This window comes from Bacteroides sp. RTP21281st1_H5_RTP21281_210402, assembly GCF_040918965.1.
GTDB classification, from domain to species: domain Bacteria; phylum Bacteroidota; class Bacteroidia; order Bacteroidales; family Bacteroidaceae; genus Bacteroides; species Bacteroides congonensis.
The window spans coordinates 289,849-306,328 of the sequence record NZ_JBCOWR010000008.1; the positions used below are offsets into that span (position 1 = coordinate 289,849).

Sequence of the window (16,480 nt, forward strand, 5' to 3'; positions counted from 1 at the left end):
CAGCTATGATAAAGAAATCAACCATAAAACTAATTCTTGTCGGCGGCGCAATAGGTGTTTCCGCATGTACAAATAATTATATAGATTATAATACTAATCCATACGAAGCGACCAAGGACCAAATGAATGCAGATGGCTATATTTGGCGGTCGGCTTTAGTAAATATGCAAGGTTATGTCGTTCCGGCAGAGCCTAACACCCTTCAATATACTGACTGTTTATTAGGTGGTACATATGGTGGTTATTTGGGGGAATCGAAAGCAAACGACTGGAATAATCGTTTTTCCACATACAACCCTTCGCAAGCATGGATCGGAGTGCTCTATAATGATATAGTTCCCAAAGTATTGCCTAGCCTGAGTCAAATAGAAGTCAATACAACAGATGAAGTCCCTCTAGCGGTAGCACAGGTTGTAAAAGTTGCAGCTTTGCATAGGATCACTGATACATACGGTCCCATTCCTTATTCTCAATTGGGTGCTGATGGAAAATTAGCTGCTCCGTTTGATTCGCAGCAAGATGTTTACACCAATATGATTAAAGATTTGGATAATGCTATCAATATTCTTACAGCCAAACAAACAAATACTTTTAATCCTGATGCAGATAAAGTATATGGCGGCAATGTGGTGAAATGGGTAAAGTTTGCTAATTCTTTGAAATTACGTTTGGCAATGCGTATGGTATATACCAATTACAACGTGGATGGAAAAACACCCCAAACAATAGCAGAGGAAGCTGTAAAACATGAAATTGGGGTCATGACTTCAAACGATGACAATGCAATGTTTACTCCTAACGAGAATCCTTTTTATAAAACAAATTATGAATACAGTGATTATCGGGTTGCTGCCGATATAATGTCTTATATGAAAGGCTATCAAGATCCTCGTATGGAGAAATATTTCACTAAATCCACTTTTACTGATAAAGATTATCATGGTATTCGTATTGGCACAGGTGTATTGACTGATTCAGAAATGAGCCACTCGTATTCTAATATGCTGACAACTCTGAATTCTAAACTAATGTGGATGAATGCTGCCGAAGTTGCATTTCTAGAAGCGGAAGGAGCTTTGAGAGGTTGGGACATGAAAGGCGGAGATGCTAAGTCATACTATCAGAAAGGCATCACATTGTCTTTTGAACAATGGGGAGCTAATATTACAGATAGTTATCTCACTTCACAAAAAGTACCGCAGATATATAAAGATCCTGCCGGAACGTTCAGCTATACCGGTTCTATTTCAGACATTACAGTAAAATGGAAAGAAATAGGTGGATTTGATGAAGAAAATCTAGAACGTATTATTACTCAAAAATGGATTGCCAATTTCCCGTTAGGCATGGAATCATGGGCTGAGTTTCGTCGTACAGGATATCCAAAGTTAATGGAAGTAGACAAAAACCTAGGGACTGATATAACCAAAGGGAAGTTTGCACGTCGTCTGTCTTATCCACAGGATGAATATAGAAACAATGGAGATAACATGCCGAAAGCATTGGAATATCTAAAGGGAGCAGACAAAATGTCTACTCATGTATGGTGGGATTGTAATCCAAGATTAACTCAAGAATAAAAATCTAGTGAATTATGAATAATAAAACAAATATAATAGTAACATTGCTTTTTGCAGCAAGTTGTGCTTTTGTTTCATGTGATGACTGGACAGATGTAGAAAGTATCGGCATCAAACAGCCCGGTATTGAGGAACAAAACCCCGAACTATATACCAAGTACTTGGAGAACTTACGTCAATATAAAGCCGATACGGAACACAAGAAAGTGTATGCGTGGTTTGATAATAGCGAAAAGAATCCTGCTAGTCGTGCACAGCATATAACTAGCCTGCCTGACAGCATTGATATTGTCGGATTGATGTATCCTTCAGAGTTAGCAACTTTTGAAAAAGAAGAAATAGTAACTTTACGACAGAAAGGAACAAAAGTAGCTTATGCCATCAATTATGATGAGATAAAAACTCAATATGAAGACCTTATTTCTACCCAACCAGAATTAGAGAATGAAAGCACATTCGACACTTTTCTAAAAAAAGAAATAGAAAAGCAACTAGCATATTCTGAACCATTTGATGGAATTATACTAAAGTTTATTGGGCAGAACCCCAAGTATATGACAGTTGAAGATAAAGCTGCTTATACAGCTAGTCAAAATATCTTTTTTAATACCACACTAGATTGGATTAATAAAAATGAAGGAAAATTCCTATCTTTACAAGGGAAACCCCAAAATGTAGTAGATAAGAACATTCTGTCCAAATTTCTTCATTTCATCATAGAAATGTATCAAGTAACGGATAAGAATAAATTCCCCCTCGCTATCCAAGACTATCTAGAAACCGGAGTACCTACAGACCGTTTCATCATGGCGGTCTCAACTCCTTCATTGGATGCATCTGATACAAGTACAGGCTATATAGGTAAAGAAAGAGCTATTATCGAAACCGCCTATTGGATTACAGCAGATGCTCAAGAATATGACAAATGTGGTATAGCTATTAACAATATCCAAAATGATTACTATCAAACAAATGGAAATTACCACAATGTGAAAGAGACTATTAACATAATGAATCCAGCCCCCTCCAAATAATTGAATGATTATGAAACTACAAAAATTATATGGTATTACGTTAGGATTACTAACTTTCATCTTTACAGGTTGTAACGATGATACAGAAAATTTCTCCAATAATATCTTCATGAGTTCTGTCAGCCCTGAAAATATACTAGTAAAATCTAGTATAGAAACCGATGAACGTACCTTTCAACTAGAAATAGCAAGGCCGGAAGAAAATGAAATTAATTTCACAATCAAAGTAGCTCCTACATTGGTGTCTGTATATAAGGACATCTATTATACAAATGATGTGGAAATGTTACCCGAAAAGCATTACTCTTTCTCAGCTACACAAGGGAAAATACCTTCAGGAAGCGTTATTTCTACGCCAATTACAGTTTACTTCAAAGCAATTAATGAACTGGATATTGACAAAGTGTACGTACTCCCCATTAGCATAGATAATGCTAACATTGGTATTTTAGCTTCAGCACAAACTTTCTATTATGTATTTAAAGGAGCATCACTTATTAATAAAGTAGCAAATATCAAAGAAAATAATATCTATGTAGAGTGGAAAAAGCCCGAAGTAGTCAATAACTTGACAACATTGACAGCAGAAGCTTTAATCCGCCCACACAGCTTCGATCATAATATTAGTACACTGATGGGAATAGAAGGTAAATTCCTATTCCGATTTGGCGATGATGGCGTACCCGCAAACCATCTACAAATAGCAGGGACATCAAGCGCGACAAACATACATATCAACCGGGATGTTCCGCTAGAAAAGTGGATTCATATTGCCATCACTTACAATGCCACAGAAAAAAATCTAAAAGCTTATTATGATGGAGAACTCGTCACAGACCACACCATGAATCTTGGTCCAATAAACTGGGGAGTACCACATTCTAATGAAGAAAACGGAAAACCACGTTGTTTCTGGATAGGCCGATCCTACAATGATGAACGTTGGCTGGATGCTGATATCGCAGAAATACGCATTTGGAATCGTGTATTAAGCGAAGAAGAAATCAATGCAAAAGATCATGCATATGAAGTAGATCCAGCATCTGACGGTTTGGTAGCTTATTGGAGATTGAATGATGGCATTAATGAACTGAAAGATCATACTACAAATGGAAATAATGCAACCCCTACTACTAGTTTAAAATGGGTAGAAGTGGCACTTCCTACCCAAAGCAATAACAACATATTACAGACTAAATGAATGAAGCTATGAAATATATAAACTTTTTTAGAATATTCCCAGCAATTGTAGTGTTTGCTTGCCTAAGTAATACACTTGCTGGTTGCGAAGATGATATCACAATATTATCAGGAAACAAAAAAAACTTCGAAAACATAGAAGGCATTTTCGGAAGTGTTAGATCGGCAGCCGGTGCTAAAGAATTAACTCCTATAACAATAACTGGAAACAAGAATGGAACAGGGCACTTATACTTTGAACTAAGTAAAACAACTGACAAAGATGTTACTGTTACATTCAAAATTGATGAATCTGCCCTAACTGCATATAATCAAGCCAATGGAACATCTTATACAATGTACCCGACAGATAAACTTTCCCTAGAAAACAATGGTATAGTAGTCATACCGTCAGGAAAAAGAAAATCATCTTCTATTGAACTAGATATTCAGCCTGGAGGAACAATAGGTAAAAACTATGCAGTGGCTGTATCCGCTACAGCTTCGGATGGTATAGAAAATACTACAAACAATCAATCATACATTTATTTAATTACTCCTCAAAATGCTTTGCCCAATACGGAAAAAGGGTCTGTCAAAACAATCTGTTATATTGAAGTAAACAATGAGAACGTTTTGAATGCTGGTGAATATACTATGGAAAACAGTAAAAAACCATTCTTCGACATTGTCAATATATTCGCTGCCAATATTCGTATAAATGAAGAAGGAAAACCATATGTACACTGTAATCCACAAGTAACTTTTGTTTTAGAAAATGTAGACAAACTTATACGTCCATTACAACAAAAAGGAATAAAAGTGAACTTAACTATTTTAGGTGATCATACAGCTGCCGGAATGCGAAGCTTAGGCAACGAAGCTGCTAAAGATTTCGCTAAAGAATTAAAATCTTATGTAGATATCTATGGACTTGACGGAATAGACTTTGATGACGAATGGGCAAACTATGACGAAGTTTTAAACTATCCAGGATTAGTACAACCTACACAAGAACAGTATAGCCGCTTAATCTATGAATGCCGTCAGTTGATGCCCGACAAATCATTAAGTGTATATTGGTGCAATCAAGAAAATGGAAAGCCTTCCATTAATTATCCTCTTGGAAATATTGAAGGAGAAACAGTCAACAATTTAATCGATTTCACCATTTTCGGTAATTATAATATATGGAATGAGTTATCCCATATCGATAAGGGAAAACAATGCCCATATGCAATAAATGTTACAGAAGACTATTTTGCCATTAATCCCGTATATCTGTCTAGAGTCAAAAACGAATGGGGATATTTTGCCATCTATAATTTAAGAGCATCAAAAATCTACAGTTCAAAGTTCAATGAAATAGCTCAGACATTATATAATGACAAAGTCCTATGGACTGAACAAGTGTACGGAAGAACAGACTTTACTCCTTCACGTTCATCTGCTATTAAAGATTACAACTATTATCTAGGAAATTGGAAGGTTTCGACAGCCCAACAATATAATTGGACAGGAAGTAGTTGGAGAAATAATTTCAACAAAATGGAATTTAACATCAGAATAGAAGAAAACGTTAAAAACGAGTCTTATTATGTATATGGATGGGCACCTTATAGTAAACTTCTAGAGCAATATCCATTAATGATGAAATATACAGGCTCAGATGTTAATCCACTCAGTATTCCAATGCCACAAGTACTTCATAATCCAGATGCAACAGAACCATTAATGTGGAAAATGCATTGGGCTACTCCCGGACGTACAGCCAATTCATGGACAATAGGAGGAAAAGAGGGAGAGTTTAGAGCAATAAAAAACAGCGATGGTTCAATCACCTTAAAACCATTCCCATTCAATGATAATAAAAATTGTACAGCTGTCCCGTATTGTTCTAATGATGAAGGAAATACATGGCTTTACACTCATACTATTTTCCAAGAATCACATCCGACTGGTCTCAATTATGAATTAACAAAGCAATAAAATTATCTGATTCTTACTTTATATTAGCAATGAAATCAGTTAATTTGAAATCAATTGATTTCAAATTAACTGATTTCATACTTATTTATCCAAGGCAACTACTCCACCTGTTCCTTCGGATAATTCACCAAGTACAGAGTCTTTGTCGCACGTGTGAACGCCGTATACAACCAACGAAAATAATCAGGAGTCAAATATTCGTCCGTCATATATCCTTGATCCAAGAACACATTCTGCCACTGTCCGCCCTGTGCTTTATGGCATGTCACCGCATACGCATACTTCACTTGCAATGCATTATAATGCGGGTCAGCTTTCATCTTCTTCATCCGGTCACGCTTATTAGGAATATCTATATAGTCTTCCAATACCGTATAAAACAATCGGTCATTATCCACCTTCGGCAATGCAGGTGCGTCTGAATGTAAAGTATCCAACAACAAATTAGCATCCAGTTCAAAATCATTCTGGTCGGGAAACCGAAGGGTGACTTCGGCAAAACGGAAACCGTACATCTCACGAGTACGACGAACACGACGGACAATAGCAATTTCACCATTGGCTATGAAGTCCATCTCTTTATACTTCTCCGTCCAGTAATAATTATTCTTGGTAACCATTAACATATCTCCTGTATTCAATTCATCTTCACGCCAAAGAATCTGCGCACGTATTCCGTTATTATAGAGGTTCGCGCGTTTATTAGAACGACAAATTACAATTGTTTCGTCCATTCCGTCATGGTCATAGCAATTGTTCAGTTCGTCAATTAATTCCGTGCCCGGTACTACTTTTATATCGGGGAACCCTGTTACCTTTATCTTAGGTAAAGAGTAACATTCATCTTCCGCAATCAACTGCCTCAATTGTGTAGCATTCCATAGAATACCGGACTCTTGTACTTGGCGGACTACCTGAGTCAAATCTACTTCACGCACTTCAAGACCATACCCCTTCAATGCATCACCAAAGAGTGCCGGACTCAACTCCTCTCCTACCGGAGGAAGCTGCGCTGTATCACCCATTAGTAAAAGACGACATCCCTGTCCCGAATATACGAATTGCACCAAATCATCCAACAAACGCCCCGTACCAAATACACTACCGGACAGCCCCTCATTCGAAATCATGGAAGCTTCATCGACAATGAACAACGTATTTGTAGCCAGATTGTCATTGATCGAAAAGTTACTCAGTTCGTTAGAGAAAGATTGTTGTCTGTATATTTTCTTATGGATAGTAAAAGCGGGATGTCCGGCATATGCCGAAAAAACTTTCGCCGCACGACCTGTCGGAGCCAACAAAACAGACTTTTGCTGAAGCTGATCCATCGTTTTCACCAAGGCTCCTACTAGAGATGTTTTACCGGTACCGGCATACCCTCTGAGGATAAAAACTTCGTCCGCCAAAGTGGACAGAAGAAACTCTGAAAGAGATTTTACAGCAATTTCCTGCTCTAAAGTTGGTTGGTAAGGAAAATTTTCCTTAATTTGCCTTTCTAAATAGTTATTTATCATTTTTGTACGAGAAAAAAGTTCCCTGAACTATCGTATTTAAATTAATTTATTCTATTTTTGCGATGCGAATATAACAACTAAAAACATAATTTATCATGAAAACAGTATTTAATATTGTATTGGTGCTCTGTGCTGCTGCACTTGTTTACATTTGCTACAACAGCATCATGGGTCCTATCAATTTTGAAAACGCAAAAAAAGACAGGGAAAAAGCAGTCATTGCCCGCTTGATTGACATCCGTAAAGCACAGCAGGAATACCGCACACTGCACCACGGAATGTACACTGACAAATTCGATTCACTGATTGATTTCGTCAAGAATCAGAAGTTGCCGTTCGTTATGAAGATGGGAATGTTGACAGACAAACAGTTGGAAGATGGTCTGACTGAAAAGAAAGCTATGTCTATCATCGAAAAAGCGAAAAAGACAGGCAAGTATGACGAAGTTAAGAAGTGGGGACTTGAAAACTTCAAGCGTGACACTATGTGGGTAGCAGTAATGGATACTATTTTCCCGAAAGGATTCAATGCAGACTCTATGAGATACATTCCTTACAGTGGTGGTGCAGAGTTTGAAATGAATGTTAAAAATGATACTGCTAAATCAGGTGCTCCTGTATTCTTGTTCGAAGTAAAAGCTCCGTACGAAACTTATTTGGGCGGACTTGACAAACAGGAAATCATTAACTTAAAAGATGTTCAGAGCAAACTGGGTAGATACTGCGGTTTGATGGTAGGTTCTATCGATACTCCGAACAATGGTGCTGGTAACTGGGAATAATGATTGATTTTACTAAATCAAAACAATATACTTTATCCATCCGTCTTAGTACGGATGGATTTTCTTTTTCTATCTATAACCCGATTCACGACGACTCTCTGTCAATCATAGAGAAAGAGATAGAACCCTCTCTATCCCTCACCGCCAACCTGAAAACGGTTTTTCACGAATCGGACTTCTTAAGCCATCCTTACAAACGGGTGAATATCATGATGGCCGGCAAACGTTTTACGATTGTGCCACTGGAATTGTTTGAAGAGGAACAGGCTGAACTTTTATTTTATCACAATCATCAGAAACGAGAAAATGAAACGGTGGTTTACAATATTCTGCAAAAGAATAATGTAGCTGTCATCTTTGGTATAGACAAAAGTGTCTGCACTTTTCTGAAAGAACAGTATCCCGAAGCTCGCTTTTATTCGCAGTCCACCCCGCTTATTGACTATTTTTCTGTCAAAAGCAGACTGGGAAACAGCAAAAAGATGTATGCTTCCATACGTCAGGAAGGTATCGATGTCTATTGTTTCGAACGGGGACATCTCCTTCTCGCCAATTCCTTTGAATGTACGCATACGGAAGACCGTATCTACTATCTGTTGTATGCCTGGAAGCAATTGGAATTTAACCAGGAACGGGATGAGCTTCACCTCACCGGAACACTTCCGGACAAAGAGATTCTTATGAACGAACTGAAAAAGTTTATCTTGCAGGTATTCATTATGAACCCTGCCACTAATATTGACATGCAAGCCTTATTAACATGCGAGTAATCAGCGGTATATACAAACGAAGAAGATTTGACGTGCCACGAACGTTTAAAGCACGTCCTACAACAGATTTCGCCAAAGAGAATCTGTTTAATGTACTCAATAACTATATTGATTTTGAGGAAGGAATAACTGCACTTGATTTGTTTGCCGGAACCGGCAGTATCAGTATCGAACTCGTTTCCCGGGGATGCGACCGCGTTATCAGCATTGAGAAAGACCCCGCACATCATTCATTCATCGCCAAAATCATGAAAGAGGTGAAGACAGACAAGTGTCTGCCGATACGGGGTGATGTTTTCAAGTTTATCAAGAGCAGCCGAGAGCAGTTCGACTTCATCTTTGCCGATCCGCCTTATGCTTTAAAAGAGTTGGAAACGATACCTGAACTTATTTTCCAGAACAATCTTCTTAAAGAAGGGGGATTATTTGTACTGGAACATGGGAAAGATAATAACTTCGAAGAGAATCCGCACTTCATTGAAAGAAGAATTTATGGAAGTGTAAACTTCTCTCTGTTCCGCTAAACCGGATTAAAACTATTAGAGTAGCGGAGCCAATAAACGTACAATAGACTCCGCTGCCTTTTGTCTCCACGAACGCCTTACCCAGTTCTTCAAGAATATCTGTGTACTCTCACGCTGATCCTGAAGGAATATTTCTTTCATTTCGAGTGCAGTGTTTACATCGTACATAAAAGCATTCACCTCAAAATTGTGCTCAAAGCTACGAAAGTCTATATTAGTAGAACCTACGGTAGAAAGCAAATCATCCGAAACCATGAGTTTGGAATGCAGAAAACCTTTCTTATAGAAATAGACTTTCACACCTGCCTGCATCACATCTGCCAGATAGGAATGTGAGCCAAGATGGGTTATCCTGTTGTCGGCACGTTCCGGCAACATCAGACGTATGTCCACCCCAGACAAAGCCGCGGTCTGCATGGCAGCCAGTATTTGTTCCGTCGGCAGGAAATAAGGGGTTTGCATATAGAAATATTTCTTGGCATTAGTAATCGCCATAGTCAATCCCTGCATTATTTCCTTCCAAGGGCCGATAGGTTCACTGGTGACAATCTGCACTAAAGAACTACCATAAGAGTCTATTCTCGGAAAATAACGGGAAGCTGTAATCAGCGTACGGTCAACGAAGTACCAGTCAAGCAAGAAGGCAGTCTGTAAACCATGTACTGCTTTACCTTCAAGCATGATATGCGTATCACGCCAAATTCCCCATGAAAAGCCGCGCATATAACGTTCCGCAAGATTCATTCCACCCACAAAGCCTACACATCCGTCAATAACGACAATTTTTCTATGGTTCCGGTAATTCACCCTACTGGTAAATAAGGGAAAGCGCACTTTCAGGAAGCTTCGCACCTCGATGCCCGCATTACGCATTTCTTCAAAAAAGCGATTGGGGACATGCCAACAGCCTACATCGTCATAAATCACTCGCACTTCAATTCCCTGCGAAGCCTTTTCTATCAACACATCCCTGACCAAACGCCCGATAGCGTCATCCTCAAAAATATAATATTCCATATGAATATGCTGCTTCGCTTTCTGAAGTTCACGCAATAATGATTGCAGTTTGGTATACCCCTCAGTATAGACAGCTACACGGTTTCCTTCGAAAGGAAATGCCTGATTGGTATGCTGAAATAGTTGGATCAGGCGGGAATATTCATACTGGACTTCCGAACAGTCCTGAGCCAGATATTCCGCCATCGGCTTCTTCAGCAGACGGTCGTAGCTCTTCTGACCGATAATACGTTCACGACGCTGGCTCCGCCCAAAGAAAAAGTAAAAGACAAGACCTACAATAGGAAGGAATAGTAATATCAGTATCCAAGCCATAGTTTTAACCGGATTCCGGTTGTCAAGAATGATAATGACAATCGTACCGATGATGGCTCCGAAATAGAGAATATCAAAAGCCACCGTTGCTATCTGACTAAGTACATAGTTCCAATCAATCATAGGAATCTCCTTTTAAACGGATACTGAACAACAAATATAAAGTAAATTATCGGATTAACAAAAAGTCCCGATGACAACTATCAATCGTTGTACCGGGACTTATTGTCTTATAAGAATTTACTTACAATTAAAAACGCATCATTCTGGTTGGTCCCCCGTGAGGTCCACGCGGTCCGCGATGACCACCACCATCAAAACCACCCTGACGCATATTTCCACGGGCTTCCTTATTTCCAAATATATTCAGACGATAAGAAAAACGTAGCATACAATAACTGTTGATTCCGTTGTATTCAGAAACAGAGCGCATATCGGCAGTCAGCGAACGGCTGATATTGGATTGCTGTTTCAAAATGTCATATACTTCAAAGCTGATGGTCGCAGCATTCCCCTTCAAGAAGTTCTGGGCAATCTGAGCATTCCAGATAAGTTCGTTTCTGTTCATACTGGCGTCACGGTAGCCACGACGTGAATTGTTAGTTATATTGGTAGACAACGTCATATTCCATGGCAAAGAAACATTGGTACTGGCACCATATCCAAAAGTATATGGTTCCTGATTGTTTTCCGAACGTAACTTGTTACGTTCAAAATTATAATTAATTGAACCATTGATAGTAAACTCAAACCAATCATTGCGGAATGTTCCATTCAGATTCTCTGCTAAAGTCAATGATGTACTTGTATTCTTATCATTCACCTTAGTACCTTCATTATAAAGGAAAGATACATCGTTTGTATAGTTGGCACGTGAAAAAGAATTAATTGTAAAACGTTTGTCTTTCAAAGCTGTATTAAACCCAAACATACCCATAGCAGTCCAATAACCATTAATATTCTCTGGCTGTGAGATTGTTCCACCAGTCGTCTGATTATAATTAGTCGCATTGGTAATTTTGTTTTGAGTCATATTAAAGTTGGCATGTGCCATCATTCCGCGTTGTTTATCAGCATTATATGTATTATAGAACAAGCGCATAGAGTGAGTAAAAGACGGTTTCAGTCCCGGATTACCTTTAGTGATTCTCAGCGGATTCGAGTCATCAGTTACATCCAACAGATTCTCCATACTCGGCTGGCTTGCACGTCCCCGATACGTAAAGCGTAACTGGCTCACTTTAGAAAAGCGGTAACGGAAATCAACATTAGGAGCGAAATTGAACACATTTCTTTTTACTACAGTATCTATTTCTGCTTTCTTATAATCCAACCTAGTGTTCTGTGGTTGCAAGGACATTCCAAAGTTAAATCTGTATTTCTCTCGGATAATATTCATCCCTGCATTAATATCATGGTTATAATATTTATACTGAGCATATTTACTCAAGTTCATATCCTTATTAGCTTCGTATCCTTCAGGCAACCCGTCACCGAAGTTCCAGAACCAATCTTGATTTTTTTCTGTTTCTGGGATCAAGCCATATGTACTTCTGTCACTTTCACTATATTTATATTGGAACTTATAACGGAATTGCAAAAAAGTTGCTTTCGCAATCGGCTCATTATAAGTCAGTTCAGCCGTATAATCGTAGTTTTTGGTCGGAGAAGTTATATATTGCTTACGCTCATCATCTTTCATTTTAGCATCAGGGTCAAAATAACGTGTCAATGATTCACTAAATTGCTCACTATCGTTATCTCCATAACCAAACGTTCCACGAAAAGTTATATTTCGCCCCATATTATTCAACCTTCTGTTCACCTGTAAGGAAGCATTAGCAGACAAGCTATTACTTTCAGACGCAGACTCACTGTTACTGGCATTAACACGAATATCCTTCAAGGGATCATCCGTATTCGCCCACTGAATCTTATTCAAAAACTTATTAGGATCAGATACCAAGTTGAACGGATCTTCATTGAAAGTACCCGATTCGGAAATAGAATATCCTTTAGATTTCCCATAAGAAACATTTGGTCGGAAAATGATATTAGTCAATGTATCCGGCTTCCATTCCAAGCGGAAATCAGCATTAAAATTCATATTCTTATTACGATTTTTACTATTCGAGTTAGAATATGAATTTCCTTTATCCAAGAAACGCTCTGAATAGTTTTTAGAATCAGCATCGCGGTCACTATAATTATAACGGGCACTACCGCCTAATTCAAGTTTCTCCGTTTGAGTGGCAAAATTAGCTCCAAGCATCTTGGTAGCAGTCAGACCATTGCTATTCCGAAAACGTGGTCCGCCACCGCCACCGGAGAATCCCTGATCGTTCACATTATTAGCAGAACCTATTAAAGAAAACTGGCTGTTATCGACAAAGCGGTTCAGCATCAAGTTGCTTCCATAGCGGTCTTCCGTACCACCGGCAACACTAGCATTACCGAACCAGCCTTGGTTCATTCCTTTTTTTACTTTCAGGTCGAGAACCGTTTCCTCTTCCCCATCATCTATTCCGGTGACGCGAGCCAAGTCCGATTTCTTATCATACGTTTTCAGTTTATCAATCATATTGACCGGCAGATTCTTCAATCCGGTTTTCACATCACCGCCAAAGAACTCTTTACCGTCCACCATAATCTTCTTTACTTCCTTACCATTGATTTTGACATTACCGTCATCATCAATCTCGGCTCCCGGAAGTTTCTTTACCAACTCTTCGAGCATGGCACCTTCCGGAGTACGATAAGCTGTCGAGTTATATTCCAAAGTATCTTCTTTCACTACCACTTGCGGAGCCTCAGCAGTAATCACCGCTTCTTTCAGCATGACAGCGTCCGGTTCCAATGCGATTGTTCCCAACTTTTTATCGGGGGCATTGGCAACCAGTTGAACCGGTACAAATTTAGTTCGGAAGCCGATATAGGAAACCTTCAATACATATTTCCCGGCTTTCACTTTGGGGAGAGTAAACCAACCTTGATTACTACTGGCTATACCAGCAGCATAAGCACTATCGGGCAACGACAACAATTGAACAGTAGCCTGTGCTGCCGGTTCCTTTGAATCGGATTCCACAACACGTCCCGAAACAGTAATTACCTTATTCTGTGCAAAAATTGAGAAGGTGCATAGCAACATCAACACCAACCCTGCAGAAATTCTTTTCATTTACCTAAATTACGATTATATTAGTAGCAATAACAATGTCTTTTTGACAAATAGAACCGCAAAAGGTTTAATTGAAAAGAAAATTATCTTTTAAAGAATCGATCAACAAGCGCTTTTTTCAGACCAAACTCCAAACAAAGCACATTAAAGATTAAAAAGGTAAGAAAAGAAGAAGTATCTACATTAATCACATCTCCTTGCATAACACGCCACAACATCCCTCCGAATACGAACAGAAATGTCAGGAAGATTGCATTGCGGACAGCCGAGTTACGGATTTGCTCCGTTTCGCGACTCTCATGCTTGCTAAGAGCGAAGATTATCAACAAGCATCCTGCCATCATCAGCAACTTTGTACATTCTTTATAAAACAACAGGTTGCTATCGGTCACCACTCCCCGCATTACCAGAAGAAAAGGTATGAACAGAGCTATCAACAGGACCACATATCCCAAAGGACGACAATATACAGGTAATAATGCTTTCATAATTGAACGTTTTAACGGGACAAAAGTAAGTATAAAAAAGATATTTTATATACATTTGCAGGGTAAAAAGCAAAAGAATCATGAGTAAACAAGAAGTTATTCTCTGTGAAAGCTTGGAAACGAGCCTGAGTCGTGCCATTGAACAGTGCCCGCATGACAAATTATTTATCCTCACAGACGATCATACCCGGCATCTCTGTCTTCCTTCACTGAAGGAAACCACCTTACTGAAAGATGCCATTGAGGTCTGTATTGGAGCTGAAGACGTACACAAAACGCTGGAAACCCTTGCTTCAGTCTGGATGGCATTGAGCACCCAAGGGGCTACGCGCCACTCGTTACTTATCAACCTCGGTGGCGGGATGGTGACGGACTTAGGTGGTTTTGCCGCAGCTACATTCAAACGTGGCATCTCTTATATTAATATACCAACCACCCTACTAGCTATGGTGGACGCTTCCGTCGGCGGAAAGACAGGAATCAACTTCAACGGACTGAAAAATGAAATCGGTGCATTCGCTCCGGCAAGCAGTGTATTGATTGAAACAGAATTCCTGCGTACGCTGGACGCACACAATTTCTTTTCAGGATATGCAGAGATGCTCAAGCATGGTTTGATCAGTAACGTCGCACATTGGGCTGAGTTGTTAAACTTCAACACTTCCAATATTGACTATACTGCCCTCAAACGACTGGTTGGTGAATCGGTGCAAGTAAAAGAAGACATTGTGGAACAAGATCCTTTTGAACACGGTATCCGCAAAGCACTAAATCTGGGACATACCGTCGGACACGCATTTGAAAGCATGGCACTGGCGGAAAACCGTCCGGTATTGCACGGATACGCAGTAGCTTGGGGAATCGTATGCGAATTATATCTGTCTCACACTAAAGTAGGCTTCCCGAAAGAAAGAATGAGACAGACTATCCAATTCATCAAAGACAATTACGGTGTGTTCACGTTCGACTGTAAGAAGTACGAACGACTCTATGCGTACATGACGCATGATAAAAAGAACACTTCGGGGACAATTAACTTCACGTTACTGAAAGATATCGGAGATATCTGTATCAATCAGACTGCCGGCAAAGATACCATTTTCGAAATGTTGGACTTCTACCGCGAATGTATGGGGATTTAATCCCCATACTTATTGGCAAATATCATACAATCTGCCTGTGCTGTTTTTAATCTGAACTACTCATTCGATACTGAGACAGTGACATACCTGTATGTTTTCTGAAAAAACGTCCGAGTGAAGACTGATTAGCAAAGTTTGTTTTAATTGCTATCTCCTGAATATTCAAGCTTGTGTTTTTCAACAAAGCCTTTATTTCCAATATGATATATTCTACAATCCAGTCTTTGGCGGATTTTCCGCTTGTCTCTTTGATAACCATAGTCAGGTACTTGGAAGTAATGCACAATTTATCTGCATAAAAAGCTACATCCTTATTTTCTTTGAAATGCTTCATGATAAGCCCGAAGAATTTATTAGCCAATTCTTCTTTACGCGTATCTTTCCGCACGGTCATCAAAGCGGATTCTTTCTGATAAGCATTGAACAGCTCCAAATACAGATATCTCAGCAAATGGGTTATCAACTCACGTCTATATACATCCTGAGACTTCACTTTTTCTTTTATCATTCCCAGGAAATTGTATATCCGGGGAATATCACGTTCCATTTGCGGATACCAATAATGGGTTCGCATATAGAAGAAGAAATGCGGGGAGAATCGTGGAACTCCACTTAACGCATCACTAAACAAGGAAGACGAGATTACCATCGAAACGGTTGAGAAATCTTCACTAGGTTCACTGAATGAGACAAATTGTCCGGGTAATAATATAATAAGTTCCTCCGGCTGTATCCAGTGTACATCTTCGTGTACAGTAAGTTTCGCCCTTCCACTCAAACAATATACAATCAAAGCCGATTGAATATTAGAAGGATAAGAAGTTAGAGGAAGATATTTCAGATTCTGATAAAATTTAAAATCGTCACCCAAGACGTATATCTCTAACAATACTTCGGTAAATTTTTACCGAAAAATTAAAAGTTAAACAATAAAACCGGCAAAAGTCGGTTCGGAAACACTA

General features: G+C 39.1%; 13 protein-coding genes. 8 read left to right on the top strand and 5 right to left on the bottom strand.

Going from position 1 to position 16,480, the window contains the following annotated elements:
* Window positions 1-5: 5 nt before the first annotated feature.
* From AB5443_RS13990 to AB5443_RS14005, 4 genes are read left to right on the top strand one after another with little or no spacing between them, the layout of a single operon-like run.
* Entirely contained in the window at window positions 6-1,580 is a 1,575-nt protein-coding gene (locus tag AB5443_RS13990) for a SusD/RagB family nutrient-binding outer membrane lipoprotein (RefSeq protein WP_195405779.1), read from the top strand.
* Window positions 1,581-1,594: 14 nt separating this feature from the next.
* A complete protein-coding gene (locus AB5443_RS13995) occupies window positions 1,595-2,614 on the top strand; it encodes a glycoside hydrolase family 18 (protein WP_195662645.1) in 1,020 nt (339 codons plus the stop codon).
* A 10-nt stretch (window positions 2,615-2,624) separates the two neighbouring features.
* Entirely contained in the window at window positions 2,625-3,815 is a 1,191-nt protein-coding gene (locus AB5443_RS14000; RefSeq protein ID WP_195662644.1) for a DUF1735 and LamG domain-containing protein, read from the top strand.
* Window positions 3,816-3,823: 8 nt separating this feature from the next.
* Window positions 3,824-5,782 (top strand): DUF1735 domain-containing protein, encoded by a 1,959-nt coding sequence (locus AB5443_RS14005; RefSeq protein WP_195662643.1) that lies wholly within the window; start codon window positions 3,824-3,826, stop codon window positions 5,780-5,782.
* A 98-nt stretch (window positions 5,783-5,880) separates the two neighbouring features.
* Here AB5443_RS14005 and AB5443_RS14010 read toward each other — a convergent pair whose 3' ends face one another.
* Window positions 5,881-7,299 (bottom strand): ATP-dependent RecD-like DNA helicase, encoded by a 1,419-nt coding sequence (locus AB5443_RS14010; protein ID WP_022138330.1) that lies wholly within the window; start codon window positions 7,297-7,299, stop codon window positions 5,881-5,883.
* Between the two features lie 95 nt (window positions 7,300-7,394).
* Here AB5443_RS14010 and AB5443_RS14015 point away from each other — a divergent pair, with 95 nt between their 5' ends.
* The 3 genes from AB5443_RS14015 to AB5443_RS14025 are packed head-to-tail and all read left to right on the top strand — an operon-like array spanning window position 7,395 to window position 9,375.
* Window positions 7,395-8,081, top strand: coding sequence for a hypothetical protein (locus AB5443_RS14015; RefSeq protein WP_022138329.1), 687 nt, complete (start codon window positions 7,395-7,397; stop codon window positions 8,079-8,081).
* On the top strand, window positions 8,081-8,851 hold the full coding sequence (locus AB5443_RS14020; protein WP_022138328.1) for a DUF3822 family protein: 771 nt from the start codon (window positions 8,081-8,083) through the stop codon (window positions 8,849-8,851). Before AB5443_RS14015 ends, AB5443_RS14020 begins: the two co-directional genes overlap by 1 nt.
* A complete protein-coding gene (locus tag AB5443_RS14025; protein WP_044656295.1) occupies window positions 8,842-9,375 on the top strand; it encodes an RsmD family RNA methyltransferase in 534 nt (177 codons plus the stop codon). The genes AB5443_RS14020 and AB5443_RS14025 overlap by 10 nt, the downstream gene beginning before the upstream one ends.
* Before the next feature lie 15 nt (window positions 9,376-9,390).
* Here AB5443_RS14025 and cls read toward each other — a convergent pair whose 3' ends face one another.
* The 3 genes from cls to AB5443_RS14040 all read right to left on the bottom strand — a co-directional run bounded on the left by cls (window position 9,391) and on the right by AB5443_RS14040 (window position 14,376).
* Window positions 9,391-10,830 (bottom strand): cardiolipin synthase, encoded by a 1,440-nt coding sequence (gene cls, locus AB5443_RS14030; RefSeq protein WP_022138326.1) that lies wholly within the window; start codon window positions 10,828-10,830, stop codon window positions 9,391-9,393.
* Between the two features lie 127 nt (window positions 10,831-10,957).
* Entirely contained in the window at window positions 10,958-13,888 is a 2,931-nt protein-coding gene (locus AB5443_RS14035) for a TonB-dependent receptor (RefSeq protein ID WP_368114379.1), read from the bottom strand.
* A gap of 83 nt (window positions 13,889-13,971) precedes the next feature.
* Window positions 13,972-14,376: a hypothetical protein gene (locus tag AB5443_RS14040; RefSeq protein ID WP_022138324.1), complete on the bottom strand. Its 405-nt coding sequence runs from the start codon at window positions 14,374-14,376 to the stop codon at window positions 13,972-13,974.
* 80 nt (window positions 14,377-14,456) lie between these two features.
* Between AB5443_RS14040 and aroB the strand changes: the two genes are divergently transcribed.
* Window positions 14,457-15,518, top strand: coding sequence for a 3-dehydroquinate synthase (aroB, locus tag AB5443_RS14045; protein WP_368114378.1), 1,062 nt, complete (start codon window positions 14,457-14,459; stop codon window positions 15,516-15,518).
* 46 nt (window positions 15,519-15,564) lie between these two features.
* Here aroB and AB5443_RS14050 read toward each other — a convergent pair whose 3' ends face one another.
* Window positions 15,565-16,407 (bottom strand): helix-turn-helix domain-containing protein, encoded by an 843-nt coding sequence (locus tag AB5443_RS14050; RefSeq protein WP_368114377.1) that lies wholly within the window; start codon window positions 16,405-16,407, stop codon window positions 15,565-15,567.
* Between the last annotated feature and the right edge of the window lie 73 nt (window positions 16,408-16,480).